This is a genomic window from Cellvibrio japonicus Ueda107 (genome assembly GCF_000019225.1).
Taxonomy (GTDB): Bacteria; Pseudomonadota; Gammaproteobacteria; order Pseudomonadales; family Cellvibrionaceae; genus Cellvibrio; species Cellvibrio japonicus.
The window spans coordinates 3,452,369-3,478,214 of the sequence record NC_010995.1 but is presented as its reverse complement, the minus strand read 5'-3'; the positions used below and the strand labels follow the sequence as shown (position 1 = coordinate 3,478,214).

The 25,846-nt window shown below is 53.9% G+C and carries 16 protein-coding genes and 1 pseudogene; 12 read left to right on the top strand and 5 right to left on the bottom strand.

Annotation, left to right across the window (positions count from 1 at the left end):
* The first annotated feature begins 204 nt into the window (after positions 1–204).
* The gene (serB, locus tag CJA_RS14225) at positions 205–1,437 is read left to right on the top strand and encodes a phosphoserine phosphatase SerB (RefSeq protein ID WP_041551560.1); all 1,233 of its coding nucleotides are present in this window, start codon (positions 205–207) and stop codon (positions 1,435–1,437) included.
* A gap of 82 nt (positions 1,438–1,519) precedes the next feature.
* Here the strand turns inward: serB and CJA_RS19800 are convergent, their stop codons facing one another.
* From CJA_RS19800 to CJA_RS14210, 3 genes are all read right to left on the bottom strand, one after another.
* On the bottom strand, positions 1,520–3,190 hold the full coding sequence (locus CJA_RS19800) for a glycoside hydrolase family 5 protein (protein ID WP_012488540.1): 1,671 nt from the start codon (positions 3,188–3,190) through the stop codon (positions 1,520–1,522).
* A 383-nt stretch (positions 3,191–3,573) separates the two neighbouring features.
* Positions 3,574–5,664, bottom strand: a complete 2,091-nt coding sequence (locus CJA_RS14215; RefSeq protein ID WP_041551558.1) for an EAL domain-containing response regulator — start codon at positions 5,662–5,664, stop codon at positions 3,574–3,576.
* A 280-nt stretch (positions 5,665–5,944) separates the two neighbouring features.
* The gene (locus CJA_RS14210) at positions 5,945–7,804 is read right to left on the bottom strand and encodes a hypothetical protein (RefSeq protein ID WP_012488537.1); all 1,860 of its coding nucleotides are present in this window, start codon (positions 7,802–7,804) and stop codon (positions 5,945–5,947) included.
* Between the two features lie 332 nt (positions 7,805–8,136).
* Between CJA_RS14210 and CJA_RS14205 the strand changes: the two genes are divergently transcribed.
* Positions 8,137–9,822 (top strand): methyl-accepting chemotaxis protein, encoded by a 1,686-nt coding sequence (locus tag CJA_RS14205; RefSeq protein ID WP_012488536.1) that lies wholly within the window; start codon positions 8,137–8,139, stop codon positions 9,820–9,822.
* Positions 9,823–10,045: 223 nt separating this feature from the next.
* On the top strand, positions 10,046–14,227 hold the full coding sequence (locus CJA_RS14200; RefSeq protein WP_012488535.1) for a sulfite reductase subunit alpha: 4,182 nt from the start codon (positions 10,046–10,048) through the stop codon (positions 14,225–14,227).
* Between the two features lie 67 nt (positions 14,228–14,294).
* Here the strand turns inward: CJA_RS14200 and CJA_RS19365 are convergent, their stop codons facing one another.
* Complete coding sequence (locus CJA_RS19365) at positions 14,295–14,726, bottom strand: hypothetical protein (RefSeq protein ID WP_148208883.1); 432 nt, start codon at positions 14,724–14,726, stop codon at positions 14,295–14,297.
* 86 nt (positions 14,727–14,812) lie between these two features.
* On the opposite strand from CJA_RS19365, the gene tnpA reads away from it, so the two are divergent.
* From tnpA to tnpC, 3 genes and pseudogenes are all read left to right on the top strand, one after another.
* Positions 14,813–15,127, top strand: coding sequence for an IS66 family insertion sequence element accessory protein TnpA (gene tnpA, locus CJA_RS18755; RefSeq protein ID WP_012485813.1), 315 nt, complete (start codon positions 14,813–14,815; stop codon positions 15,125–15,127).
* Positions 15,124–15,472: pseudogene (gene tnpB, locus CJA_RS20040) on the top strand (IS66 family insertion sequence element accessory protein TnpB). The gene tnpA and the pseudogene tnpB overlap by 4 nt, the downstream one beginning before the upstream one ends.
* A gap of 38 nt (positions 15,473–15,510) precedes the next feature.
* Complete coding sequence (gene tnpC, locus CJA_RS14185) at positions 15,511–17,073, top strand: IS66 family transposase (protein ID WP_049765376.1); 1,563 nt, start codon at positions 15,511–15,513, stop codon at positions 17,071–17,073.
* On the opposite strand, the gene CJA_RS19360 is transcribed toward tnpC, so the two are convergent.
* The gene (locus tag CJA_RS19360; protein WP_148208882.1) at positions 17,070–17,339 is read right to left on the bottom strand and encodes a hypothetical protein; all 270 of its coding nucleotides are present in this window, start codon (positions 17,337–17,339) and stop codon (positions 17,070–17,072) included. The genes tnpC and CJA_RS19360 overlap by 4 nt on opposite strands.
* A 731-nt stretch (positions 17,340–18,070) precedes the next feature.
* Between CJA_RS19360 and ppc the strand changes: the two genes are divergently transcribed.
* From ppc to CJA_RS14155, 6 genes are all read left to right on the top strand, one after another.
* Entirely contained in the window at positions 18,071–20,686 is a 2,616-nt protein-coding gene (gene ppc, locus CJA_RS14180; RefSeq protein ID WP_012488534.1) for a phosphoenolpyruvate carboxylase, read from the top strand.
* Between the two features lie 415 nt (positions 20,687–21,101).
* Complete coding sequence (locus CJA_RS14175; RefSeq protein ID WP_049765470.1) at positions 21,102–22,346, top strand: methyl-accepting chemotaxis protein; 1,245 nt, start codon at positions 21,102–21,104, stop codon at positions 22,344–22,346.
* A gap of 71 nt (positions 22,347–22,417) precedes the next feature.
* A complete protein-coding gene (locus CJA_RS14170; RefSeq protein WP_012488531.1) occupies positions 22,418–22,783 on the top strand; it encodes a response regulator in 366 nt (121 codons plus the stop codon).
* Positions 22,784–22,793: 10 nt separating this feature from the next.
* The gene (locus CJA_RS14165) at positions 22,794–23,099 is read left to right on the top strand and encodes an STAS domain-containing protein (RefSeq protein WP_012488530.1); all 306 of its coding nucleotides are present in this window, start codon (positions 22,794–22,796) and stop codon (positions 23,097–23,099) included.
* A gap of 12 nt (positions 23,100–23,111) precedes the next feature.
* The gene (locus CJA_RS14160) at positions 23,112–25,319 is read left to right on the top strand and encodes a chemotaxis protein CheA (protein WP_012488529.1); all 2,208 of its coding nucleotides are present in this window, start codon (positions 23,112–23,114) and stop codon (positions 25,317–25,319) included.
* On the top strand, positions 25,316–25,822 hold the full coding sequence (locus CJA_RS14155) for a chemotaxis protein CheW (RefSeq protein ID WP_012488528.1): 507 nt from the start codon (positions 25,316–25,318) through the stop codon (positions 25,820–25,822). The genes CJA_RS14160 and CJA_RS14155 overlap by 4 nt, the downstream gene beginning before the upstream one ends.
* The last annotated feature ends 24 nt before the right edge of the window (positions 25,823–25,846 follow it).

Here is a 25,846-nt window from a genome sequence, read left to right as displayed (position 1 = left end):
CGGGGGCCAGTGCCAATCCGTTCGCTTTCCTGTGCTGGGGAATCTGTGCCCTGTCTGACAATTAGGCTAGAATGCGCGCCTTTAAATTCAACCCTTGGGGAATTTTCACCATCGGGTGGGCTTGTTACCCCGGCGTATGTACCCCGATGCATTGACACCCCATTCCCCAGCAGAAGTTCCCATCCCCAGGGCAAGCGAGGCAAGGTGAACGAAATTTTACTGATTAACGCATCCGGCCAGGATAAACCCGGTGTGACCTATGCCATTACCCAGGTGCTCTCCCAATGGGACGCCCGTATCCTCGATATTGGCCAGGCGGTGATCCACGACACCCTGGCGCTGGGAATGCTGGTTAGCCTGGATATGCAGCCAGAAGCGCGCGAGCAGTTGCTGGCAGCGATCCGCCAGGCTTGTGCCGAACAGGATATCCAGGTGCGTTTCCAGAGTATCTCTGCGGACAGCTACCGCCATTGGGTGGATCAGCAAGGTAAGGCGCGCCATATTGTGACCCTGTTGGCGCGCCAGGTGACGGCGGCACAAATTGCTGAGCTGACCACCATTATTTCGCGCCATGGGCTGAACATCGACAGCATCAATCGCCTGTCTGGCCGTGTCGCCCTGACAGACCTGGAAAAACCGGTACAGGACGAGCAGGGCAGCGCCTGCGTGGAATTTACCGTGCGCGGTACACCGGCTGATATGCTCGCCCTGCGCGCCGATTTTATGGAGTTGTCTGCGCGCTTGAATATCGATGTTGCCTTCCAAAGCGATACGGTGTATCGCCGCAACCGCCGCCTGGTGTGTTTCGATATGGACTCTACCCTGATTGAGGCCGAAGTTATCGACGAATTGGCCAAGGCTGCGGGGGTTGGAGAGCAGGTTGCTGAGATTACCGAAGCGGCTATGCGCGGCGAGCTGGATTTCAAGCAAAGCTTTGCGCGCCGTATGGCGCTGCTCAAAGGCCTGGATGAGTCGGTACTTGCCGGCATTGCAGCGCAGCTGCGCTTGACCGAAGGTGCAGAGAAATTAATTTCCACCCTGAAAAAGCTCGGTTACAAAACCGCGATCCTCTCGGGCGGCTTTAATTATTTTGGCCGCTACCTGCAACAAAAACTGGGCATCGATTATGTCTATGCCAACGAATTGGATATTGTCGATGGCAAGGTCACCGGTGAGGTCAAGGGTATAGTCGTCGATGGCCAGCGCAAGGCGGAGTTGTTGGCGATGCTGGCACAACAAGAGGGTATTACCCTTGAGCAAGTGATTGCCGTGGGCGATGGTGCCAACGACCTGCCCATGTTGAGCGTTGCCGGCCTGGGGGTCGCCTTCCGTGCAAAACCCCTGGTAAAAGCCTCTGCCCAGCATGCGATTTCCAACCTGGGATTGGATGCGATTTTGTATCTGCTCGGTTTCCGCGAGCGGGATAAGCTGCGCTGATTCTCCCTGCAACGATTCCCCTGAAACGAGAGAGCCGTGCAGGCTCTCCCGTCATTTCCGTTACACGCTTTCCCGCACGATATTATTGCGCCGCATTGATAATGGTGCTGATCAGGTTGGGATATACCTGTGCGCCGTTATAGCGGTCAAACAAACCCATGCCGTTGTTAGCGGTGTAGCCATTGTCCCAATAGATCGGCACCAGGCCGCGGGTGTAGGCGGCGCGGGTAATGTATTGGTTCCAATAGGTGCGGTAGCTTTCGGCACCGGGGATATTGGTGCGCGAAATCGCGCCGAATTCACCCAGGATCACCGCTACGCCATTGTCGATAAAGCGCGTTTTCATGCGCTGGAATTGCGTATTGACGTAGGTTTCGTTAGCCCAGGTTTCGGTGGCTGAGGAATTGGTTGCGTTGGCGCCCCACTGCCAGATATTGCTCGACGCATTCAGGGTGAAGTTATAGGGATCGTAGTAATGGACCTCCATCATCAGGCGATTGCTGGCACTATCACTGGGAATGCTGACGAAGCTGATCGTGTGATCGATATTGGTATTGAAACCCTGCACGACCAGGTGGCGCACCGCGTTGTTGCCGCCGGTGGCGCGCACCGTGTTGACAAAAGTCTGGTTGAAGCTGTTTTGCACCGTGTAGTACTCGTAGGTGGGCGTGCCGTAGTCGCCATCCACCATGACCTCGTTGGTACCGGCAAACAGCAGGTAATCGTCGTAGTTTTTGAAATTGTTGGCGATCTGCGTCCAGAGCTTGGTCAGGCGGCTGTTGACGGCGGCCTGGTTGGCGTAAGTGGGCTGCATCCAGCCGCCGTCCCAATGGATATTGATAATCACGTAAAAGCCGGCGTTTTTAGCGTAATCCACCACCTGCTTGACGCGCGCCATCCAGCTACTGCTGATGTTGTAATTGGCATCGGCATACTGGCTCCAGGACACGGGGATGCGGATGGTTTTAAAACCGGCCGCTTTTACCGCGTTGATCAGCGCTTGGGTGGTCGCCGGATTACCCCAGGCGGTTTCACTGCCGATGGCCTCAAGGGAGTTGCCCAGGTTCCAGCCGGCGCCCATCAACCTGGCCAATTGCACACTGGTCAGGTTGCGCATGGTACCGCTGCTGGAGCCGCCGACCGTTACGCTGAAAACCTGGCTGCTGCTGGCACCGCACGCGTTGGTGTAGACGGCGGTGGCGTTACAACTGGCGCTGGGGTAGACCGTCTGTTCACGGGCGCTGCCCGAGCTGCCGCAGCCGCTCCAGGCCCAGGCGCCGCCGGTGGTGGGGTGGGGCCCGAAGACTACCTGTGCACCCGCCGTTATAGTTGCCGACGAGCTCTGGGTCCAGGTGTTGTTGACGTTGATATAGGGCGTCACCGCAGTGGCGTTGCAGGAGGTGCCGCGTGTAGCGCTGGCGGCACCGGAGTTGTAACTGCTGCCGCCGGCAGTGAACTTGATCCAGTACCAATACTGGGTGCCGCTTACCGCACTGGTGTCGGTATAACTGGTGGTGGAGTTGCTGACCGTCGCCAGGCGTGAGCGGCCGCTGGGGTTGCTGTCAGTATCGCGATAGACCTGGACATTGGAGATGCTGCCACTGATCGTCCAACTCAGGCTGATGTTATTGGCGTTGCCCGTGGCGCTGAGGCAAACCGTGGCTCCGCCACCGCTGCCGCAATTCTGCGCCTGGGAAAAGGGGGTTAGACAGAAAGCGAACAAGAACAGGAGAACTGAACTTAAGGACTTCATTTTATTATTTTCCTTTAGCTGATGGATGGAACCCTGGCACCGGAAAACCCTGCTGGTCCCGGTGCCAGGGGATAGTGCCGTAGAGCGTTTGAAGCCTGTATCGGGGGATGTGATAACAGCGTTTCGCAGCGCGTTCCGCGACAGCCGTTGTGACAACGGCGCTTGTCATCCTAAAGGTTTATTTGACTAAAAGACCATAAAAATAATACAAATAGTATTTTTTGGGTGTTTCAGAAACGCAGCAGGTTACCTAAGGAAAATAGCCTTTTGGGAATGTTTCTTTTTGAATCATAAAATTATTTTTATATTTAAAAATAAAAGGGATGGGGTTGTTCCAAGCGGAAAACGTGTGCAAGTACAGACAATCCCTGTCTGCGCGCGAATCAGGACTCCATATTAAAGTCGTAATTCATGCTGTGGCTTGGCTCCTGCAAATAGTGACCCTGGATGTAATGTGCACCGGCCTGCCAGAGGGTGGAGAGTACACTGGCGTTTTCCACAAAGGGCACCAGGGTAATTTTGTTTTCGCTGTGCAGTTGCTCGATCAGGTGAATCAAGGTCTCGGGATTTTCATTGTTGTTTTGGATATCGGTGGTGAAAGAACCGTCGATTTTGATCAGCGATGCCGGCACGTGCTTGAGGGTGCTAAAGGGATTGAGTGCGCAACCGAAACTGCTGATGGAGAAGGTTGTTTTCAGTTTGGCTAAGCCTTCGGCAAACGCCTTGGCCGCATTCAGGTGATTGGTGACATCAATTTCCTGGGCCTGGAAGATAATGGAGTCACTGAGCAGTTTTGCTGCCTTGAAGGCAACGCCCAGCCAGGGCACCAGGGTTTCATCACAGAGCGACTGGCCGCTGATATTGATGATGAGTTTGGTCTTGTTGCCTTTGGCGCGGTGCTCCGACAGCATCTTGATCGATTCGAGGATTACCCAGCGATCAATTTTGGTATTGGCCCCAATCGAGGCGGCGGCATCGAGGAAATGCTTGGGCGAAATTTCTTCGTCTTTTTCATCCACCATGCGCAGGTAGACTTCGTAGTACTCCTCGTCGGAACCGCGCAGGCTGATAATGGGTTGGAATAACAAGCGGAAGCGATCGCTGTCCAGGGCCTGTTGCAGCGAAGCGGCGGCGTCGAGCTTTTGTTCCTGCTTGGGTTGATCGGGTTCAAACAGGGCGACTTTATGGCCCTTGCTGCGCACCTTGTCCATGGCGGTGCGCGCCTGCTCAATCACGGTATTGGTATTGGTAGTGTTTTCGTTAATCAGTGAAATACCGATATTGCAATTGACCTGCAGGGTTTTGTGGTCGATATCGATGATGTGGTTTTCAATATCGGTATTTAACTGCTTGCCGCGGTTGATGGCGGCGTCGGCTTTGATGTTGGGGATTAACAGGGCAAAACTGGAATCGCTCATGCGCGCAATAATGTCCTGGGTATTCGCCTTGGCGCGCAACAGTGCGGCGACATCGCCCAATGCCAGGTCAGCTCCGGTTTCACCGAAAACGGTTTTAACGCGCTCGTTGAAATCACCCAGGTCAATATAGAGCAGGCAGTAGTGCTGTTTGTCGTCCACATTGTCGATCAGGTGATCCAACTGGTTGATCAAGTACTGGCGGTTGTAGAGGCCGGTAACCAGATCCTGCCATTTGATTTGTTTGAGTTGCGCTTCCAGCTCTTCGTTGTTGCCGGCTTCGGCAAGGGTGGCGCGTGCAAGGAATTGGATGCAGGGTTCTTCGTCGTAGGTAACCAGCGACACTTCCAGGCTCAGTGGTTTTTCTTCGTCATTGCGGGTAATACCGCTAAAGGCCAGGGTGCTGGACTCGGCATCTTCGCCCTTAAAGGTGAAATCCTTGAGGAAATTTTTTAGCCGCGCCTGGTCGCGATCAGCCACCATGTCCATGATTGGCATGGCTTCGATATCGTCTTTGTCTTCATAGCCAAAGAGTTCAGCGAAAGACTGGTTGGCGTAGAGGTAAAGGCCATCCTGTACATAGGCAATGGCATCGCGCGAGCTGTCGAGCAATTGCTGGCTGCGGCGCTCCGCCTCGCGGAAACGGCGGTCGGCGGTGCGCCGCGCCTGGCGATGTTCGCGGTTGGCCAGTTCGCGCTCTATAACCAGCAGCAGATGCTGGTCGTCGTCCAGCCCCACAACATCCACGGCACCCAGGCGCAGCCCCTCGACCACCGCCGAGGGATCTTCATCCTCATGTTGCAGGATTACCGGAACATCTTTGTTGAGGCGACGGATTTGCTTGATGGCGGCCTGGAGATTGACGTTGGTTGTTTTGTCACTGCCGATCAACAGATCCCAGCTCTGCTCCTGGAGTAATTTAACCAGGGCTTCTTCACTTTCGACGTGCTGGGCGCGGCAGGGGTGCCCGGAGGCGTGGAGCATGCTGATCAGGCGCTCGGCTTCGGAGCGGCTATTGTTGAGGATCAGCAACCGGATTGTGGCTTCACTGTGGCTCATAAAAAAACACTTGTGGTTGAGGGCGCCGCTATCCGCTGGCGTATTCTTTTTTACTCTGCGCTCCCTGGAGGTGTCTCTCCATATGCCACTTGCCGATGGAGCAATATTTTTTGCCGTGTATCGCAAGTTGCTTGTCATTCAGTCGGCGCCCCAGGATGAGACGCGTTTGGCAATCTTACCTGAATCAGTCGTCCACTCAACCCGATACTGAATTTCTGCGACACGGTCGAGTGTTTTGTCTTTTTTTCCTGTGCGAGGTGTTTGTTTTTCCGGCGCTGGGCTACTGCTCCCAAATGGAGTCGAAGTCGTCCACTTGTTTGTCGCTCCCCTTGTTGTTTTCCGCTTTGGGGGTGGCCAATACCCGATAGGCAAACTGGCTGAAGGCCCCTGTGGCGAATAAACGTTGGGTCAGTTGCAGGCTTTCGTCATCGCCGTGATTTCCGGCCTGGGCGCGCCGGTAGAGGCGCACCTTGGAATATTCGTGAAAGGTAATGGCATTGGTGACCAGGCTCGGCGGTTGGTTAATGGCGCGCAGCTCGGGAATTTGCAGCGCGCGCAGGTATTCAGAGAAGCCACCGGTCTTATGCACAACCGCCAGGGCCACGGGTACGGCCTGGGGCGCCAGTACCTGGATACCGAGCTGGGTGGCGCCTTTGATCTGGTGGGCCCAGCGCACAACCCCCAGGCTCCACCTGGTGCGGCCGTATTCGCGCAGCCCCACCAGCTCTCCGGCCTTGACCTGTGCCGGTATGTCACCGCGCCATTCCAGGCCGAAACCGCCGGGACTGCGGTCGATCAGGGGCACTTTAAAAATCGGATGCTGGCCTGCGTAGCTTTCTTTTTCGCGCGCCTGGAGTGCGGACTCAATATTCAGCGTTGAGCGCTGTGCGCCATCAAAAATCGTACCGGTGATATCAAAGGTTTCGCCCCAGGGATCGTCCTCTTTTTGAGCAGTGTCCTGCATCTTCAGCTTGGCACCGCGCTTTTGGAAGATGCTGGTGCCATCGCGATCGCCCAGGGTATCCGGTTGCTTGAGGAAAATCGGAAAAGGCTCTTCGTTGGCCAGGTGGTAATGGATATTGGTGAGCCCTACCGTCACTTCGATATCCGCGCTGACCTCCTGGCGCTCAAAACTGCGCAATGCCAGATGGCTCCAGGCCTGGGCCAGGTGTTTGGTCAGGGCAGGTGTTAGCTGGCCCAGGGCGCTGTCTGCGGCGGGAATATCTTCCCCGGTGGTGGCGGTAAGCTCTTCCAGTTTTTTAACCAGCCTGGACGTGCGCAGCTCCAGCAGGTTATCGGCCTGTTGCTTAGCCTCGCGCAAGTCCAGGCGCGACTTGTAAAACGGTGGACGGTTGCTGTTGCCGAGTACCACATAGAGGTTTTCCTTGCCCTCGGCCTGGTAGTTCACCAGTTCGGCCTGGGGCGCGAGGACTTCCAGTATCTTGTAGCAACGGGCAACCTCATCCTGGCGCAATTGGTTGGGGCGGGAGCAGGCGAGTAACAATAAACGCAGATATACCTGCTCTATGTGGGGTAGCCCGCGGTGGTAGGGCAGGGCGTCCTCGACAGCAACCTGTTCTACCCCAAGCAGGCAAGCCAATTGGTAGAGCGCGTGGACTTCATTCCAGATCTGGTTGCTGACCGGAATATACAACTGGTAGTTGCGCAGCAGTTGTTGCCCCAGTCCGGTCAGGGCCCGGTGTATGGCTTTGGCCTGTAGTTCGGGATTGGCCTTATCTGCCGGTTGGTGGCAGAGGTCGCGTACAGCAACCAGGTAGGCGTTGTTGAGGTGTTTCTGGATTGCCTGGGCCAGGGTTGCGGTTTTCAGCGCGGCCTCAGGCAGTATCAGGGGCTGGTTCAGATAGCGTTGCGCGAGTACCTCCAGGCATTGGTATACCGGGGAGCGCATCAACTCCAACATGGCCAGGCGGGTTTCCGCCGGGGCTTTAAGGCGCACCAGCTCGGGCAGGGCGCGGTAGAGGAGGGCACTGACTTGCTGGGCCTGGGTGAGTGGCAGTTGCTGTATCCACTTGTGCACATGGGCTTCCCGGTTGCCCCCGCAAAAGCCCAGGCTGGCCAGGTCCTGTTCGGGAACCAGTAGCCTGACTGTCTGGGCTGTAATACGGGGGTTTGAGGTCATCGCTGGTTGCCACTTGGGGACGGGTTATAACCATATCGTTGAATATATATGTTGTTGAATATAGACGATTTTAGAACCCTTGTTCGCTATTAGGGCCGGTTAATGTCATTTCATGGCTCACACCCAGGGTAGTGCTATATCCATCCTGCCTGTTGAGACTAAATACGCAGGATGGATATATCTTGGCTGGCGCCTAAATTGAAGCCGGTTACAATTTGGAAAGGGTAAAGTCTGCCCGACATTGGACGATAAGATAAAGTAAGTTGAACTATAAGATGGATAGGCTCACGCCCAAATCATAACCATTACAAACCTCAGCAAGCGAGAGAACCATGAATTCCCTATCAATGAAGGCCAAGCTTATCCTGCTGGGGTTGGTCCCCGGCTTTATTATCCTGGCGCTGTTCTTAATCTTGGTGAGTGAACGTATGCACCGGGCGGTTGAGAAAGACATTGCCCTGCTGCGCGATACGCTCATGGCGGCGCATAAGACCGAGCTGCGCCATTCATTGGACGTTGCCCTGTCGCTGATCAAGCCTCTCTACGATGCCTCCCGCGATATTAATAGCCCTGAGGCCCGACAGGCCCTGGAATTGCTCAAGCGTCTCAAGTACGGCAGTGACGGCTACTTCTTTGGCTACGATGGCAATTCGGTTCGCGTATTTTCCGGCAGTGACAATGCCCGGATTGGCGACAGCTTTCGCGACTACAAAGATGTTAACGGCGTATTCCTGATCAACGAGCTGGTCAAGCAGGCCAGGGCTGGCGGGGGTTATGTAACCTACCATTTCCCGCGCCTGGGACAGGGGGATACGGCCTATCCAAAGCTGAGTTATGCCGTGTGGTTGGAAAAGTGGAACCTGATGCTGGGTACCGGTTTTTATGTCGATGGCGTGGATACCACCCTGACGGAAGCTGCCGCTATCAGTATGGCGTACATAGATTCCACACTCTTGCGCATCTGTGTGATTGCCCTGGGATTATTGGTCGTGATCGCCGCAGTCGCGATTTATTTGGCCAACAAAACACTCCGGCCACTCAATAACCTCATCCACAGCCTGGAAAGTATCGCCCAGGGCGGCGGCGACCTGACCCGCCGTATCCCGCAAAACACCCGGGATGAGATAGGGGCGGTGATCAGTGCCTTTAACCGCTTTGTGGATTCCATCCACGGGATGATCCAGCGTATCCAGCAATTGACCTGCCAGGTAGCCAGTATCAGCCAGCAGGTATCACAGGATACCAGCGCGACTTTCCAAACCCTGGATCACCAGCGCGAACAAACCCTGCAGGTTGCCAGTGCCATGAACGAGATGGCCGCTTCGGCGGTAGAGGTGGCGCGCAGTACCCAGGAGGCTGCCAACGCGGCTACTTTCGCTGAATCCACCACCAAGGATGCGCAAAAAACCGCGGGCCGCTCTATCGACAACATCCATGCGCTCTCGGAGGAGGTTCGCTTAAACACCGAGGGGCTGGAACAGTTGCAGGCGGATGTGAGCGGCATAGGCGCCGTCTCCGATGTGATTCGCGGCATTGCTGAACAGACCAACCTGCTGGCGTTGAATGCGTCCATCGAAGCGGCGCGCGCCGGGGAGCAGGGGCGCGGTTTTGCAGTGGTGGCCGATGAAGTGCGTGCATTGGCGGCGCGCACCCAGGCGTCCACCGAGGAAATCCAGGCGATGATCCAGCGCTTGCAGGCCAGTACCTCGTCTGCCAGCGACTCTATCAAGCGCAGCCTGGTCAAGGGTGATGTGTCTGTGCAGATGGTTGGTGCTACGGCCCAGGCGCTGGGGGAGATTGACCACCAGGTCAGCACCATCAACCAGCGCGGTTTGCAGATTGCCACGGCAGCGGAGGAGCAGACCCAGGTGATCGAGTCCATCAACCAGAATATGCATGCGATTGCCGATGCTACCGAGCGCGCCAGTGGCTATGCCGCCCACTCGCGCGAATCGGGCGAGTCCCTGGCGAAGGTGGGGGAGGAGCTCCAGCAGCTGGTGGGTCAATTCAGGACCTGATGTGCATTGTTTGTGTGCACAGTGGCTGCTTTGGTATTGGCGTGGTGCAAAAAGGATTTTTTATTGTCGCCCAACTCTTGTGCGTTTGGTGGTGACTTGCATTTTTGATGTTTTTAAATGGTGCAATTATGGCGTTTAACTCCCTATAAACGCCTGTGCCTGCCTATGGTCGACCCGTGGCATAGGGCTTGCTAAAACCCTCGCAATGAGGAGTTGCAAACCTATGCCTGATTCTGTGTTACCTGCATCATCTGCTGTTGTCTTATCGTCGGGGCCGCGTGCTGTCCGTAGTGTGTGCCCTTATTGCGGTGTCGGTTGCGGCATGATCCTCGAAACCGATGGCATCCGGGTGACCAAAGTCAGTGGCGATAAACAGCATCCCTCCAACCAGGGCCGCCTGTGTACCAAGGGCCAGACCAGCGCCCAAGCGCTGGCCAACTCCGGGCGCATGGAGTCGGCGTTTGTACGCCGCGAGCGCCAGCGCGACCCGGTTAAAACCCCTATGGCGGAAGCCATTGCCACAACCGCCAGGCGCCTGCGCGATATCCTCGATACCCATGGTCCCGAGGCGATCAGCTTTTATGTCTCGGGGCAGATGTCGATCGAGGCCCAATACCTGGCCAATAAACTCGCCAAGGGGTTTATCCGTACCAACCTGATCGAATCCAACTCACGTCTGTGTATGGCCAGTGCCGGCACTGGCTATAAGCTCTCCCTGGGCTCGGATGCACCGCCCGGTTCCTACCAGGATTTTGATCACACGGATTTGTTTTTGGTGATTGGCGCCAATATGGCCGACTGCCATCCCATCCTGTATTTGCGCATGATGGATCGGGTCAAGGCCGGAGCCAAATTGATTGTGGTGGACCCGCGCCGCACTACCACGGCAGAAAAAGCCAACCTGTATTTACCGATCAAACCGGGCACCGATCTGGCTCTGCTCAACGGCTTGCTGTACCTGCTGCACCGACAGGGCAGCATCGATGCGGATTTTATTGCGCGCTATACCCAGGGTTGGGAGGTTTTCCCGGAATTCCTGGCGGATTACACACCGGACAAGGTCAGCGCCATCACCGGCCTTGCCGTGGATGCCATCGTGCAGGCTGCGAACCTGATTGGCGCCGCCCCCGAGTTTATAACCTGCTGGACCATGGGACTTAACCAGAGTACCCACGGCACCTGGAGTACCAATGCTATCTGCAACTTGCATTTGGCTACTGGCAAGATCTGCCGTCTCGGCAGTGGACCTTTTTCATTAACCGGTCAACCCAATGCCATGGGTGGGCGCGAAATGGGTTATATGGGGCCGGGCTTACCCGGCCAGCGCACGCTGCTGGTGGAGGAGGATCGCCACTTTATTGAAAACCTCTGGCAACTGGAGCCGGGCAGCCTGCGCACACAGGTGGGCAAGGGTACGGTGGATTTGTTCCAGCGCATGGCGCAGGGGGACATAAAAGCCTGCTGGATTATCTGCACCAACCCGGTGGCCTCGATTCCCAATCGCCAGTCGGTGATCGATGCCTTGCAAACGGCCGAGCTGGTGATCGCGCAGGATGCTTTTTTGGATACGGAAACCAATCGTTACGCGGACATTTTGCTCCCCGGCGCACTCTGGGCAGAAGCCGAAGGCGTCATGATCAACTCCGAGCGCAACCTCACCCTGATGCAGCCCGCTGTCAAACCACCGGGTGAAGCCATGGCAGATTGGGAAATCATTGCGCGTGTGGCACAAGCCATGGGCTATGCTGAGCACTTTGACTTTCCCTCTGCCGAAGCCGTGTTTGAAGAAATCAAACGCACCTATAACCCCAATACCGGTTATGACTTGCGCGGCGCCAGCTACGCGCGTTTGCGCGAAACCCCGCTGCAGTGGCCCTGTGCAGAACAGGGCAGCGAGCGCAATCCTATTCGCTACATCAACAGCGGAATCCACCAGCCATTGGCAATTAATCCCGACGGCAGCAAACCGGAATTGCGTTTTGCCACCGGCTCCGGCAAAGCCGTATTTCACGCCCGCCCCCACGTTGAGCCGGCGGAAATGCCCGATGCGGAATTCCCGCTGATCCTGAATACCGGGCGTGTACAGCACCAATGGCACACACTGACCAAGACCGGGAAGATTCCCACGCTCAACAAACTCAACCCCGGCACTTTCGTGGAAATCCATCCGCAGGATGCGGCCGAGTTGGGTATTAACAACAAAGACAAGGTCGAAATTCGCTCGCGGCGCGGCTATGCCGTGTTGCCTGCGGTGGTTACCGATAGAGTGCAACCCGGATGCTGTTTTGCGCCTATCCACTGGAACGATGTCTACGGTGAAAACCTGTGCATCAACGCGCTGACCAGTGACCACGTCGACCCCCTATCACAGCAACCTGAATTAAAAATTGCCGCTGTCGCCCTCCAGCGGGTGCAGGTATTTGCCAGCGATGAAGGCGCGCAACGGTCGCGCGATTCCATCGTTGATTACGCACTCAGCCCTGTGGCATTTGCGGCGGTGGCCGAGGAAACCAGCATGACGCTCATCAAAACCTTTGCCGAAAAAATCGGTGTGCAGGAAGTCGCAACGCCAGCCTTATCGGCTCAGGAGCAACAGTATCTCAGCGGTTATATCAGTGGCCTGAATGCCAGCGCCAACGCACTGGCTGCGGTGCCGGCCCTGCCTGCGGATGCACCTGTTGCTCCTGCCCATAAGTTGTGGATCAACGGTTTATTGGCGGGTATGTTCAGCCGTGTGTTGCCCCTGGGGGTTGTTGCTCCCCAGGCGGAACCCGGCAAACCGGAGTTGCTCCTGCTCTGGGCCTCGCAGACCGGCAATGCCGAAGCGCTGGCCGAAACATTTTCCGGGCAACTTGGCCAGCAGGGCTGGAGTGTCAGGCTCCAGGCCATGAACGACCTGTCCCTCGACCAGCTCGCCGCCGCCAGGTATGCGGTATTTATCACCAGCACCTTTGGCGATGGCGATTCGCCGGATAATGGCGGCACTTTCTGGCAGCAGCTGAATGCCGATCCGGCCCCCGCGTTAGCCGATTTGCAGTTTGCCCTGCTCGCCCTGGGCGACTCTAACTACGACCAATTCTGTGGCCACGGTAAAAAACTCTATGCCCGCCTGCAGGCGCTGGGTGCCAAGCCTTTGTTGGAGCGGGTGGACTGCGACACGGATTTCGAGGCGCCGGCACAAGCCTGGTTTGCTAAGCTGATGGAGCAATTGGCTCCCCAGGTTTCCCAGGACAAGAATCCCGTATCCATGACAGTCACCAACCCCGCTTCTGCAACAACAGGCTATAGCAAGGCGAATCCCTATCCGGCGCGATTGGTCGTCAACCGGACATTGAGCGGCGAGGGCTCCGGTAAGGATGTCCGCCAGTTTGGTTTTGACCTGGGTGATTCCGGTCTTACCTATGAGGCCGGCGATGCCCTGGGGGTGTGGCCGCAAAACTGCCCGGACTATGTATTCGAATTGGAGCAGGCGCTCAACTTTAATGCCGATGCACCTGTGGTGGTGGACACGCGGGAAAAACCTTTACAACAGGCCTTGCTGGAAAATTATGAAATATGTCGCCCAAACCTGGAGCTGCTGCATTTTATTGCTGAGCGGGCGGCTGGCGGTGAGTTGAAGACCCTGCTCGACGCGGAACACAAAAAAGCCCTGCAAGATTGGCTCTACGGCCGCCAGTTGGTGGATATCCTGCAGGAATTCCCCATCCGCACCAGCCTGGAGGAATTCCTGCCGTTGTTGAAGCGTTTGCAGCCGCGTCTCTATTCCATCGCCTCCAGCCCCAAGGCCTGTCCGCAGCAAGTCCATCTCACGGTATCCGCCGTGCGCTATAACCGTTTCCACGGCAGCATGAAAATGCGCAAGGGCGTGGCATCTACTTTTTTGGCGGATCGCGCGCAGGATGTGGATGTGCCTATTTTTGTGCAGCCGAGCAAGCATTTCCATGTGCCGGAGCAGGGTGATGCGCCAATGATTATGGTGGGGCCGGGCACCGGCATAGCACCCTTCCGCGGTTTTTTGCAGGAGCGCCAGGCGCGCGGTGATCGCGGTAAAAATTGGCTCTTTTTTGGCGAGCAGCACGCCGCTTCGGATTTTTATTACCAGGATGAATTGCGGCAATTCCAACAGGAGGGTGTGCTGACCCATTTGAGCCTCGCGTTCTCACGCGACCAGGCACAAAAAATCTATGTACAGGATCGTATGCGCGAGCAAGCGGCACAATTGTGGGAGTGGTTGGAGCAGGGCGCTTATTTTTATGTGTGCGGCGATGCCAGCCGCATGGCCAAGGACGTGGACCAGGCGCTACGCGATATCATCCAGCAGTACGGCAAACTGGATGAAGCAGAGACCGTGAACTACATCCGCAAGTTGAACATGGATAAGCGCTATTTACGCGATGTGTACTAGAGGCTGTCTACGTATAGTTAATTTCACATAAGCTGTTTTCTTTGTTATAGATGTAACAGGGATTTTTTTACCACTCTTGAATGGGTCTATTGTTTAAAATTTCAAAAATTGATTTTTTAATTTTGTAAGAATTACCTAGGTGAGTTACGCATTTTCCTGTGTGATCAATATCGTATATGTCTGCTTCGTTTTTTTTGCTTTCGCCATATGCAGTTGAATCTGGGTTTATAATGATGCGTGCATAAATTGTTTTTTCGCAAGATTTTACAGTGTTCTTTTTTGATGAAATAAGAATATGTATCGAGTCTATTTTGGCGATGCAGTCACTTCGTCCCATACAGCCTATTTTTATAGAGTAATCTTCTTTGCCGCTGCCAATAATAGGTGCGGAATCAATGGTTCTTCGATATACATTTGTATTTGTGAAAAGAATTGATACATATCCGGCTGTATCTTTTTGTGATGATTCATTCTCTGTGCTAAGGGTATAAGGGCTCATAAGAAGGTAAGCGCCTAACTAACCCCATCTATCGAGTTAATTGTTTTTTTACTAAGGTACTTTTCCTAAATTCACCAGGAGGCCTTATGAAAAAACGTAACGAAGAACAATGGCGAGCACTGTTTGCGCAGCACGACGCCAGCGGTGTATCAGCAGCCGTTTTTTGTAAGCAGAACGAGCTGTGCCCCAAATACTTCAGCTTGCGCCGCAAACAATTGGCAAAGATGGCCAGTAAAGAGGAAGCCGGTTTTGTTCGTGTAAAAGTAAAGCCCAAAATACCGCACGAAGCTTCTGGTGTGAAGGCTGCATCACTGACCATTCGCCATCATGTAGGCCAGCTTGAATTTGGCACACTACCGCCACCTCAGTGGCTGGCCCAATTGCTCAGGGCGTTGGCATGATCCAGTGGGATGATGTACCGGTATACGTACACCGGCAACCGGTGGATTTTCGCAAATCCATTAATGGGTTGAGTGTCTTGGTGCAGGAGTCCATGGCACTGGAGGTATTTTCCCGATCCGTGTTTGTGTTTGGCAATCGCACCCGCAATAAAATAAAAATCCTCCTGGGATAAAACCGGGTTTTGTCTGTGGTACAAACGATTGGAAAAAGATAAATTCAAATGGCCACGCCGGGGTGATGCTGTGTTATCACTGACTCACGAACAGTTTGATTGGCTGTTGCGCGGGTTAGATATTGAAAAGCTTCAACCACACACAGAAAAATATTTCTTCTCGGCGAATTAGTGCTATCAACCTGCGCAGGTTTTTTATAAGATGTGTGGATGGAAAACAAACCCGATCTTCTGCAAGAAAATATTGATCTGCAAAAAATAGTTGCCGATAAAGACGATATTATTTCAGCGCAGGAAAAGTCCCTTCAAAGCAAAGAAAAACGCATTCGTATTCTTGAAGAATATATCCTCTCGCTTCAGCAAAAACAATTTGGCAGTTCCAGTGAAAAGCAGGAAGTGCTTCAAGCGGAGCTGGTCTTTACCGAAGCGGAGGATACCGCGGAAGCCGAAGCCCCTGAACAAGTGGATGCCTTTGCCGATGACACGGTTGTTGTAGCGGAGCATAAACGCAAGAAGAAACGTGCATCCATTCCCAAAGAGCTACATCGTATCGAGATTACCCACGATCTGCCTGAGGATCAAAAATGCTGTCCGCACGATGGATCGTTATTAAAACCCATCGGTTTTGAATCCCACGAACAATTAGACATTATCCCCGCCAGTGTTCGGGTGTTACATCACAAACGATTGAAATACGCCTGCCCCTGTTGCGAAAACTATCTTGTGACCGCAAAGAAACCCGCACAACCGATTGAAAAAAGTATCGCCTCACCCGGGCTGTTGGCCCATATTGCCACGCAAAAATATGTAGATGCCATGCCGCTGTATCGCCAGACGGACATTTTCAAACGTATTGGTGTGGAGATGGATCGCACTACACTCGCCAACTGGATGATCCGTTGTGGAAACCTGGTGCAGCCATTAATTAACTTGCTGCACGAAAGAATGTTGGAACAAACGATTCTTCATGCGGATGAAACGCGTGTGCAGGTGTTGAATGAAACCGGTCGTGCGGCTGAAACACAGAGTTTTATGTGGGTATTGCGCAGTACGCAACCCACGTGTGCAGCAGTGCTTTATCGCTACGAACCGACACGCAGTGGAAAAGTAATCACGGAATTGCTACGTGATTTTAATGGCGCACTCATGACCGATGGCTATGCAGCTTACAACGCACCTTGTGAAAAAAAGGGTATTACCCATTTAGCCTGTTGGGCACATGCGCGTCGCAAGTTTATCGAGGCACAAAAAATCCAGGCGAAGGGAAAAACCGGTAAAGCAGATCAAGCGATTGCGTTTATCCAGCAGCTCTATGGAATAGAAAAGGCGATTAAGGACAAAACGCCGGAAGAAAAATATCAACTGAGACAAACACAATCGCTGCCGGTGTTACAAAAAATAAAAGTCTGGTTGGATAAAGGCTTGGCACATTCACCGCCACAATCGTTGATTGGAAAGGCATTGCATTATTTGCATGAACAATGGCCGAAGCTGGTTCGCTATGTGGAATCGGGGGATTATCCGATTGATAACAATGCAGCGGAGAATGCAATCCGCCCGTTTGTGATTGGGCGAAAAAACTGGCTATTCTCCACAAGTCCCAAAGGGGCCACGGCGAGTGCAAATTTATACAGTGTGATTGAAACCGCCAAGGCCAATGGGCTGGAGCCTTATGGGTATTTAAAAACAATCTTCACTGAATTACCCAATGCGACAAGCCTCGAACAGATCGAGGCATTATTACCGTGGAATTACAAGGATGGGGTTAGTTAGGCGTTTACTGAATAAGTCCCACTTTGGGTTTTGGTGATGTTTATAACACCACTTAACGAGCCTCCACCACCTATGGGTATCCAATTGCCATTAACTAACTCCTCAATCACGGTCGAACCTATTACTCCAGCTGGATGCGAGTAACTAATTGAGTAAGTCCCCGTTGTATTTGTTGAAGGTAGTGAAAATGTTTGTCCATAGGCATAAATACCTGAGCACAAAAACATCAACATACCCATTAAGGTGCGTATAAGAAACAAACGCATGGGCGCAATCCTTTTAAATAAATTATTGGTTATTGATAAATGACAGATTCGGATAATGAGGATGTGAAGGAAGGAATTAACATCCACTGTCAACGCCCGAGATACTATTGGCGGCAGTCGTCTACGTCAACCATAAATACTATAAATTATATTTATGGCTGGTAAATTAGCTATGGCTAATATTCCTGGATAACCAGTAGAGGGATCTCAGCAGGGGGGATCTGCACTGATCGATATAAATGCGTTTTGACTGTCGTCTGGTCAATATCCCCAGGTCGTTTTCCACAGTATCTGTGGATAAGTGTGTGTAAAAGCTTTGGGCTCCACGGCCGGGAATGCGATGGCGCTGGAGTTTGCTTAAACGGGCGTTAGTTTGATCAGTGGTGCCCGTACCAACCCGGGTGTCTTGTTGCCCGGTTTGGTCCGGGAGCCAAGGCATGCTATTTGCTGAGTATCCATCTGTACTGTGCTGGTAACAGCGCCATACCGCGGTGATGATGGGCCACACTAAAAAGGTTAATGGCGAATTTACGTGTCAATACCCTCGCCGGGCTTGCACTTGCGGGGATGAGTTTGTAATCTGCGCCGCCCTTTTTGTGTCTGTATAAAGGGGCGTTCCGGGCTGTGCTTTTATGTCCAATAACGTGCACAATTCTGTCGCGCTGCGCCGTCAGTGTTCATAGTTCCTGTTAACTGGTAACTGATTTACTTGACCTTGCTGGAGAACCCCCATGCTGAAATTGCCTGAAACCCTCCGCGAGAACGTCCGCCTGCTGGGAGAACTCCTGGGCGAGACGATTCACGCTCACGAAGGTGCCGACCTTTTTGATAAGGTCGAGAAGATTCGTCAGGTGGGCAAGGCGATTAATCAGGCGGAGAATGGCGATTCTGCACCGCTGGTGACTATGCTCAGCAGCCTGGACGATAAAGACGTGCTGCCCATCGTGCGCGCTTTTAACCAGTTCCTTAACCTGGCTAATATCGCCGACCAGGAGTATTTCTCTAGCGCGGAATCCGAAGGCGATGACAAGCTGCAAATACTTTTGCAGCAACTGGCCGAAGAAAAGGGTAAAGATGCCCTGGCTGGCGTGATCGGCAAGCTGCGCATCGAACTGGTGCTCACCGCGCACCCGACCGAGGTTACCCGCCGCACCCTGATTCGCAAGTACGACCAGATTGTAGATACCCTGGCCGATCGCCAGAATCCCAGCCTGCTGAATTTTGAGCAGGATAAATTGCGCGGCCGCCTGCACCGCCTGGTAGAGGAAATTTGGGCCACCGACGAAATCCGGGCAATCCGTCCCACTGCCGTGGACGAAGCCAAATGGGGCTTTGCCGTTATTGAAAACAGCCTGTGGCAGGCGGTTCCCGATTTTATCCGCCACCTGGATCGCGTCTGTGCACGCCATCTGGGTAGGTCCCTGCCATCCAGCCTGCGCCCCTTCAAGTTTTATTCGTGGATGGGCGGCGACCGCGATGGCAATCCCAATGTCACCCACAAAATTACCCGCGAAGTGCTCTTGCTGGGCCGTTGGATGGCTGCCGAGCTTTATGCGCGCGACATCTACAACCTGGGTGGCGACCTGAGCATGAGCGAGGCGAATAGCGAGCTGCGCGCACTCTATCCCGACAGTGCCACTCCCTATCGCGATGCCATGTACGACCTGCGCAAACGTATCCAGTCAACCCTGGAGTGGGCAGAGGCGCGCTTGCAAGGGCGCAATATCGAATCACCCGCTGATCTCATCACCAGCCGCGAAGACCTGCTGGGTATACTCAACCTGTGTTTTAACTCGCTCAATGAAGTAGACCTGCCCCATATTGCCAATGGCCCGCTGCTGGATACCATTCGCCGTGTCCACTGTTTTGGCATCAACCTGGTGCCGCTCGATATCCGCCAGGATGGCGAGCGCCATGTGCAGGCCATTGACGAACTGGTGCAGTACCTGGAGTTGGGTAATTACCGCAATTGGTCTGAGGAGGAGCGCCAGTCCTTCCTGCTGGATGCCCTGCAAAGCAAGCGTCCGCTGATGCCACACAACTGGCCGATGAGCGACGATACCGCAGAAGTGCTGGCGACCTGTCGCATCATCGCCGAGGAACCGCGCGAGATCCTGTCCCATTACATCATTTCCATGGCGCAGCAGCCTTCCGATGTGCTGGCCGTTGCGCTCCTGCTCAAAGAATGCGGTATGACCTGGAACATGCCGATTGTGCCGCTCTTTGAAACCCTCGACGACCTGGATCGCGCGCCCAGTGTGATGGATCGCCTGTGGGAACTGGACTGGTACCAGGAGTATTCCAGCCATCAGCAAACCATCATGATCGGCTATTCCGACTCCGCCAAAGATGCAGGCAAGCTGTCGGCAACCTGGGCGCAGTACAAGGCCCAGGAAAAACTGGTAGCCCTGGCCGACAAATACAAGGTTTCCATGGTGCTCTTCCACGGTCGTGGCGGCACTGTGGGGCGCGGTGGTGGCCCGGTAGAAAAAGCCATGGCCTCCCAGCCGCCCGGTTCCGTCAAGGGGCGTATCCGCGTGACTGAACAGGGGGAAATGATCCGCTACAAGTTCGGCCTGCCGCGCGTCGCCTTCAAGAGCCTGTCTTCCTACCTGGTGGCGACCCTGCGCGCCACCCTGTCGCCCAATGCGGCACCCAAAGCGGAATGGCGCGACCTGATCGAGCGCATGGGCACGGCCAGCCTTGAGGGCTACCGCAGCGTTGTGCGCGGCCACAAGGATTTTGTCCCCTATTTCCGCAACCTGACACCCGAACAGGAACTGAGCCTGCTGGCGCTGGGCAGCCGTCCGGCCAAGCGTAAATCGACCGGTGGTGTAGAAAGCCTGCGCGCGATTCCCTGGGTATTTGCCTGGACCCAGGTGCGCCTCAACCTGCCCGCCTGGTTGGGCACCCGCCAGGCCATTGAATATGCCCTGACGAATGATCCGGAGCTGCTGGACGAGATGATGGCCAACTGGCCTTTCTTCTCCAGTTTTATCGATTTGCTCGAAATGGTGGTGGGCAAGGCAGATGGTCCCATCTGCACCTACTACGAACAGCAATTGGTACCGGCAGAATACCGCGGCCTGGGTGAGCAATTGCGTGGGGATCTGGCCAGCCTTGAGCAATTGCTCAATACCCTGAAAAAGCAGGATGTGCTGCTCAGTGATGACCCTATGCTGCGTCAATCGCTGGAAGTGCGTAAGCCTTATGTGGCTCCACTCAATTATCTCCAGGCAGAATTGTTGAAGCGCTACCGCAGTAGTGAAAATATCAGTCCGGACCTTGAGCGTGCCCTTAAGGTCACTATGGCCGGTATTGCTGCCGGTATGCGCAATACGGGTTGATTGATATCCTCTCGCTTTATCGTCCATAAAAAACCTGTGCTTTTTCAACGGGCACAGGTTTTTTTATGGGCAATGGTTTCTGCCCGGCCAACCTGCGCGCTGTCATGAGTTTGTCATGGCAGCGCTTTCCCCGCTTTTATTGCGCATTTTCCGCGATCTCACACCGATGGTTTTTGAGGGTGTAACCGGCCATGGGTTTATAAGTAAAAACACTCAATCCTCCTCTTTTGACATCAATTTAAACCGCGTCTATACCTTAGTGACGTCATGCCCCACCAACCACGACGATGCTTCGGCAGGCTGGGATTGCCTCCAGGTTCTGCCTCCTTGCTGATTCAGGTCTCAGGTTCCCGGATAACCGGGGGCTCGTGCTGGCCGGTTAACTGTCTTTCTACTTTGCAATTGAGTGTTATTTATGAATACCGGAAATCATTACGGTCAGGCAGCGGCCGCTTCGTCAAATCCGGTCGGGCAACCATCGCTCTTGCCATTGGCGGGGTTGGTGCTGCTCGGTGTAGTGGCATTGGTGCTGGTGTTTTTTACGGCGACCAGCACCTTGGTAAAGCTGGTGTGGGCTGTTGTCATCCTGGGTTTGTGTGCCTGGTTGGGAACGCAGTGGCTGGCGCTGCGCAACAGCAAACGCGATACAGACCTGGAACTGGCCGCATTGGGTTTACAGGTGCAACAGGCTGAACAACATAAAATTTTGGTGGAAAACTACCAGCATCTTATCCGCGAACTCTTGCCGCTTTGGCAAAGGCAAACAGACTTGGCTCGCCATCAATTGGAATCCAGTGTCGCCCAATTGGTAAATCGTTTTTCCGATATCCACAGCCGTTTGCAAGCGGCTGTGGCCAGCTCCAGTGCAACAGCGGGCAGCATGAAAGGGGATACCGGCCTTGGCGGTGTTATCCAATTTGCCAGCCGGGAATTGGGTAAGATCACCGAGACCCTGCGCCATGCGATCGAACAGCGCGATGACTTGCTGGGTGAGATTTCCGGCTTGTCCAAGATCACAGTGGAATTAAGTGGAATGAGTGCCGAGGTGGCGGGCATTGCATCGCAGACGAATTTGTTAGCGTTAAATGCGGCGATTGAGGCGGCACGTGCCGGTGAATATGGCCGCGGTTTTGCGGTGGTTGCCGATGAGGTGCGCACACTGTCCACCCGCTCCGGTGAAACCGGCTCACGCATTGGTAAACGCATTGAACAGGTGAACTCCACCTTGCAAACCACCCTGGATCGCACAACCGCTTATGCGGAGGAAGATAGTTCGCGGCTCAGTGCCTCGGAGTCATCTATCTCCCAGGTTATCGAGCAGTTCCAGCACTCCAGTGAACATATTCTGCAATCTGCCCATGTGCTGGAGCAGGAAAGTACCGGGGTGCAGCACAGTGTGGAAGAGGTGCTGGTTAACCTGCAATTCCAGGATCGTGTCAGCCAGATCTTGGGGCATGTCACCCATGATATGAATAAGCTGGTGGCGGTAATTGAGGAACATGAGTCCCACCTGCGTCAGGGCAGCAGGATTCAGCCGTTGGATATCCAGCAGTGGTTGTCTGAAATACGCCGCACCTACACCACGCTTGAGCAAGTCGATGTGCACCATGGTGCAAACCATACGCGGGCGCCGGAAAAATCTGAAATTACCTTCTTTTAAAACAGGATACACCGCTCAGTATCCATCGCTGTTTTTAGTGTGAATTGTCTTTTTATTGGTTAGGGGGACTCATGTCCAAAGTGATTTTAGTGGTTGATGATTCTGCAAGTATTCGCCAGGTAGTGGGCATGGCCTTGCGCGGTGCCGGTTATACCGTTGTGGAGGCATCGGATGGGCGCGATGCGCTGAGTAAACTGGATGGGCAAAAAATCAATCTGGTGATTTCGGACGTGAACATGCCCAATATGGATGGTATTACCTTTGTGAAGGAAATGAAGCAAAAACCCAATTACAAATTTACCCCCGTCATCATGCTGACGACGGAAGGTGCCGATGATAAAAAACGTGAAGGCCAGGCGGCCGGCGCCAAAGCCTGGATTGTCAAACCCTTCCGTCCCGAGCAAATGCTGCAAGCCGTTTCCATGCTAATCCAGTGAGGCCCACGCCATGACCGTCTCTCGCAAAAAGAGCAAGGATACAACCACCCTGGTGTTCGACGGTGAACTTACCATTTATACCGTTTCCCAGCTTAAGGATGCACTCTTTGCCGAGCCCGAAGTCTCTTCTGCCAAGGTCGCACTGGATTTGCAATCCGTCAGCGAGTTGGATACGGCCGGTGTACAACTCCTGTTGTTTATTCGCCAGTTTTTTAGCGCCGTCGCCAAAGAGGTTGTGCTTGCCAAAACCAATGAGCTGGTTGATGCCGTCTTTTCCACTCTCGATATCCACAGCCATTTTGCCAGGGCTCAATAAGGGGCTATGCCTATGAATCTCGACAGTGCCCTGCAAACATTTTTCGCAGAAGCCGCAGACCTGCTGGATGTTATGGAAGCGGCTTTGTTGCGTCTGGACGAGGATGTGGAAGATCGCGAAACACTCAATGAATTATTTCGCGCTGTGCACACCATTAAAGGGTCGGCGGGCCTCTTTGGGCTGGATGACATAGTGCGCTTTACCCATACCGTGGAAAACCTGCTGGATCACGCGCGCGATGGAAAAATTACCCTGAGTACCGATCTGCTCAGCATTTTGTTGCCCTGCCGCGATCATATTGTCCTCCTGGTGGATCATGCCCGGCACAACCAAACCAATGACGAGCAGTGCCTGGCCCAAGGACAACAGCTATTGGCATCGCTGGCTCCCTGGCTGGGCAGTTCATCTTCAGCGCAGAGCAGCCCAACGAGCGCTCCTGTGGCAGCGCATTCGCAATACACGCCTGCAGCGGCGGGGGCTTTATCGGAAAAAGAGGCCTGGCATATCTCTGTGCGACTGGGACGCGATCTGTTGCGCAATGGCATGGACCCGCTCTCGATTATTCGTTTCCTCAATACTCTCGGGCAGGTAACCCATATCGCTACCCTTGCCGACAACTTGCCACCACTTGAGCAGTATGATCCCGAAGATCTGTATCTCGGATTTGAAATCAGTTTGCTGTCGCAGGCCAGCCAGCAGGAAATCGAAGATGCCTTTATGTTTGTGCGCGATGATTCAGATATCAAAATCATTCCGCCGCGCAGTAATGTGCAAGCCTATATCAACCTGATCAAATCCCTGCCGGAAAATATCCATCGGTTGGGTGAGATACTGGTAAAAAGCCACGCGATTACCTATCGGGAACTGGAGGACGCGCTGGCGGCCCAAAAACAACAGGCTATTGAACAAAAACCGGTTCCCAGAATCGGTACCATCCTGGTGGACAACCAGGTAGTCGCTGCGGAAATTGTCGATGCGGCTGTCGATAAACAAAAAACTATCAACGAGCGCAAGAACAGTCCGGAAAATCGTTTTATCCGTGTGGATGCAGATCGGCTGGACAAACTCATCAATTTGATTGGCGAATTAGTTATCAATCGCCAGCGCATTGATCTGCTGGTATCCAGCCTGGCGAATCCAGTGTTAAGTGAAGCGGTGACGACCATGGGCAGTTTCACCGAGCAGATTCGCGATGCGGCACTGACGCTGCGCATGGTGCCGATTGGTGAAACCTTCCATAAATTCAAGCGTGTGGTGCGCGATACAGCCAGATCCCTGGGCAAGGAAATTGACCTGGTGATTGAGGGGGCAGACACTGAACTGGATCGCTCCATGGTTGAAAAGCTCAATGACCCCCTGATGCATATCGTGCGCAATGCCATGGATCATGGCATTGAGTCAGTTCATGTAAGGCGCGAGCGCAACAAGCCGGCGGCAGGAACACTCAAGCTTACGGCGCGCCATGATGCCGGCAATATTGTCATCGGTATCAGCGATGACGGCGGCGGCCTGGATGTAGAGCGCATTCGCAAAAAAGCGTTTGCCAATGGTTTGATTGACGACAGCATGCAACTCAGCCAACAGGAATTATTCCAACTGATTTTCCATCCCGGCTTTTCGACGGCAGAGCAGGTGACCAACCTATCCGGGCGCGGGGTGGGCATGGACGTGGTCAGGCGCAATATCGAAGCCTTGCAGGGCGGTATCGACATCGATAGCGAACTGGGCGCGGGGACACAGTTTACGATCCGCCTGCCGCTAACCCTGGCCATTATCGATGGTTTCCATGTGGCTGCCAGTGCAGTGGATTTCATTGTGCCGCAGAACACCATCCTCGAATGCGTGGATCTGAAATCACTCAACCATATCCAGGGGCAACACTGTGTCAATTTGCGTGGAGACCAGGTGCCTTACATACGCCTGCGCGATATTTTCAACCTGCCCACCGCCGAGGTGGAGCGCGAGAAAATTGTTGTGGTGCAGTTTGGCGATAAACGTGCCGGTTTGGTGGTCGATGAGTTGCACGGGGAAATACAAACGGTGGTTAAACCCATGGGGCCCATTTTCCAGGCGCTTAAGGGTATTGGCGGCTCCAGCCTGTTGGGCACAGGTGCCGTCGCCTTGATTCTGGATATCCAGCAATTAATTCACTTTGCCATTGCAAAGGAACAAGTGCGCAATAACATCGCTGGCGGTAGCCTGCAGGAGATTAACAAATGAGCCAGTCCACTGCCCCCAAAATAGCGGTTTCAAAACTGAAAAAACAATTCCTGACTTTTCGCATTGGCCATGAGCACTATGGCTTGGAGCTGTCCCAGACACGGGAAATTATTGAGTACAGCGGTATTACAGAGGTGCCCTTGATGCCCAGTTTTTTACGCGGTGTTATCAACCTGCGCGGCGAAGTGGTGCCTGTTATTGATCTGGCGGTACGTTTGGGGCGCAAGCCGATCCAGGTGCAGCGTCGCACCTGCATCATCGTAGTGGAAATGCACAATAACGACCAAAACCATGTGCTTGGCCTATTGGCTGATGCCGTGAGCGAGGTTATCGAAATTGAGGCCGATAATATTGAGGATGCGCCTTCATTTGGTGCCAACATCCGCGCCGATTTTATCCAGGGCATAGCCAAGCAGGGAGATGCGTTTGTTGTGTTGCTCGATGCGAATAGCACCTTGTCTATTCGCGAGTTGGCACATTTGGTTGAGGCTCAACTTGAATAAACCATTAACCCTTATCACTGCTTA

Coding starts and splice junctions, on each gene's coding strand:
- CJA_RS19800 (WP_012488540.1), bottom strand. CDS start 3,190: ATGAAGTCCTTAAGTTCAGTTCTCCTGTTCTTGTTCGCTTTCTGTCTA.
- CJA_RS14215 (WP_041551558.1), bottom strand. CDS start 5,664: ATGAGCCACAGTGAAGCCACAATCCGGTTGCTGATCCTCAACAATAGC.
- ppc (WP_012488534.1), top strand. CDS start 18,071: ATGCTGAAATTGCCTGAAACCCTCCGCGAGAACGTCCGCCTGCTGGGA.
- tnpC (WP_049765376.1), top strand. CDS start 15,511: ATGGAAAACAAACCCGATCTTCTGCAAGAAAATATTGATCTGCAAAAA.
- CJA_RS14210 (WP_012488537.1), bottom strand. CDS start 7,804: ATGACCTCAAACCCCCGTATTACAGCCCAGACAGTCAGGCTACTGGTT.
- CJA_RS14200 (WP_012488535.1), top strand. CDS start 10,046: ATGCCTGATTCTGTGTTACCTGCATCATCTGCTGTTGTCTTATCGTCG.
- tnpA (WP_012485813.1), top strand. CDS start 14,813: ATGAAAAAACGTAACGAAGAACAATGGCGAGCACTGTTTGCGCAGCAC.
- CJA_RS14160 (WP_012488529.1), top strand. CDS start 23,112: ATGAATCTCGACAGTGCCCTGCAAACATTTTTCGCAGAAGCCGCAGAC.
- CJA_RS14205 (WP_012488536.1), top strand. CDS start 8,137: ATGAATTCCCTATCAATGAAGGCCAAGCTTATCCTGCTGGGGTTGGTC.
- CJA_RS14165 (WP_012488530.1), top strand. CDS start 22,794: ATGACCGTCTCTCGCAAAAAGAGCAAGGATACAACCACCCTGGTGTTC.
- CJA_RS19360 (WP_148208882.1), bottom strand. CDS start 17,339: ATGCGTTTGTTTCTTATACGCACCTTAATGGGTATGTTGATGTTTTTG.
- CJA_RS14175 (WP_049765470.1), top strand. CDS start 21,102: ATGAATACCGGAAATCATTACGGTCAGGCAGCGGCCGCTTCGTCAAAT.
- CJA_RS19365 (WP_148208883.1), bottom strand. CDS start 14,726: ATGAGCCCTTATACCCTTAGCACAGAGAATGAATCATCACAAAAAGAT.
- CJA_RS14155 (WP_012488528.1), top strand. CDS start 25,316: ATGAGCCAGTCCACTGCCCCCAAAATAGCGGTTTCAAAACTGAAAAAA.
- CJA_RS14170 (WP_012488531.1), top strand. CDS start 22,418: ATGTCCAAAGTGATTTTAGTGGTTGATGATTCTGCAAGTATTCGCCAG.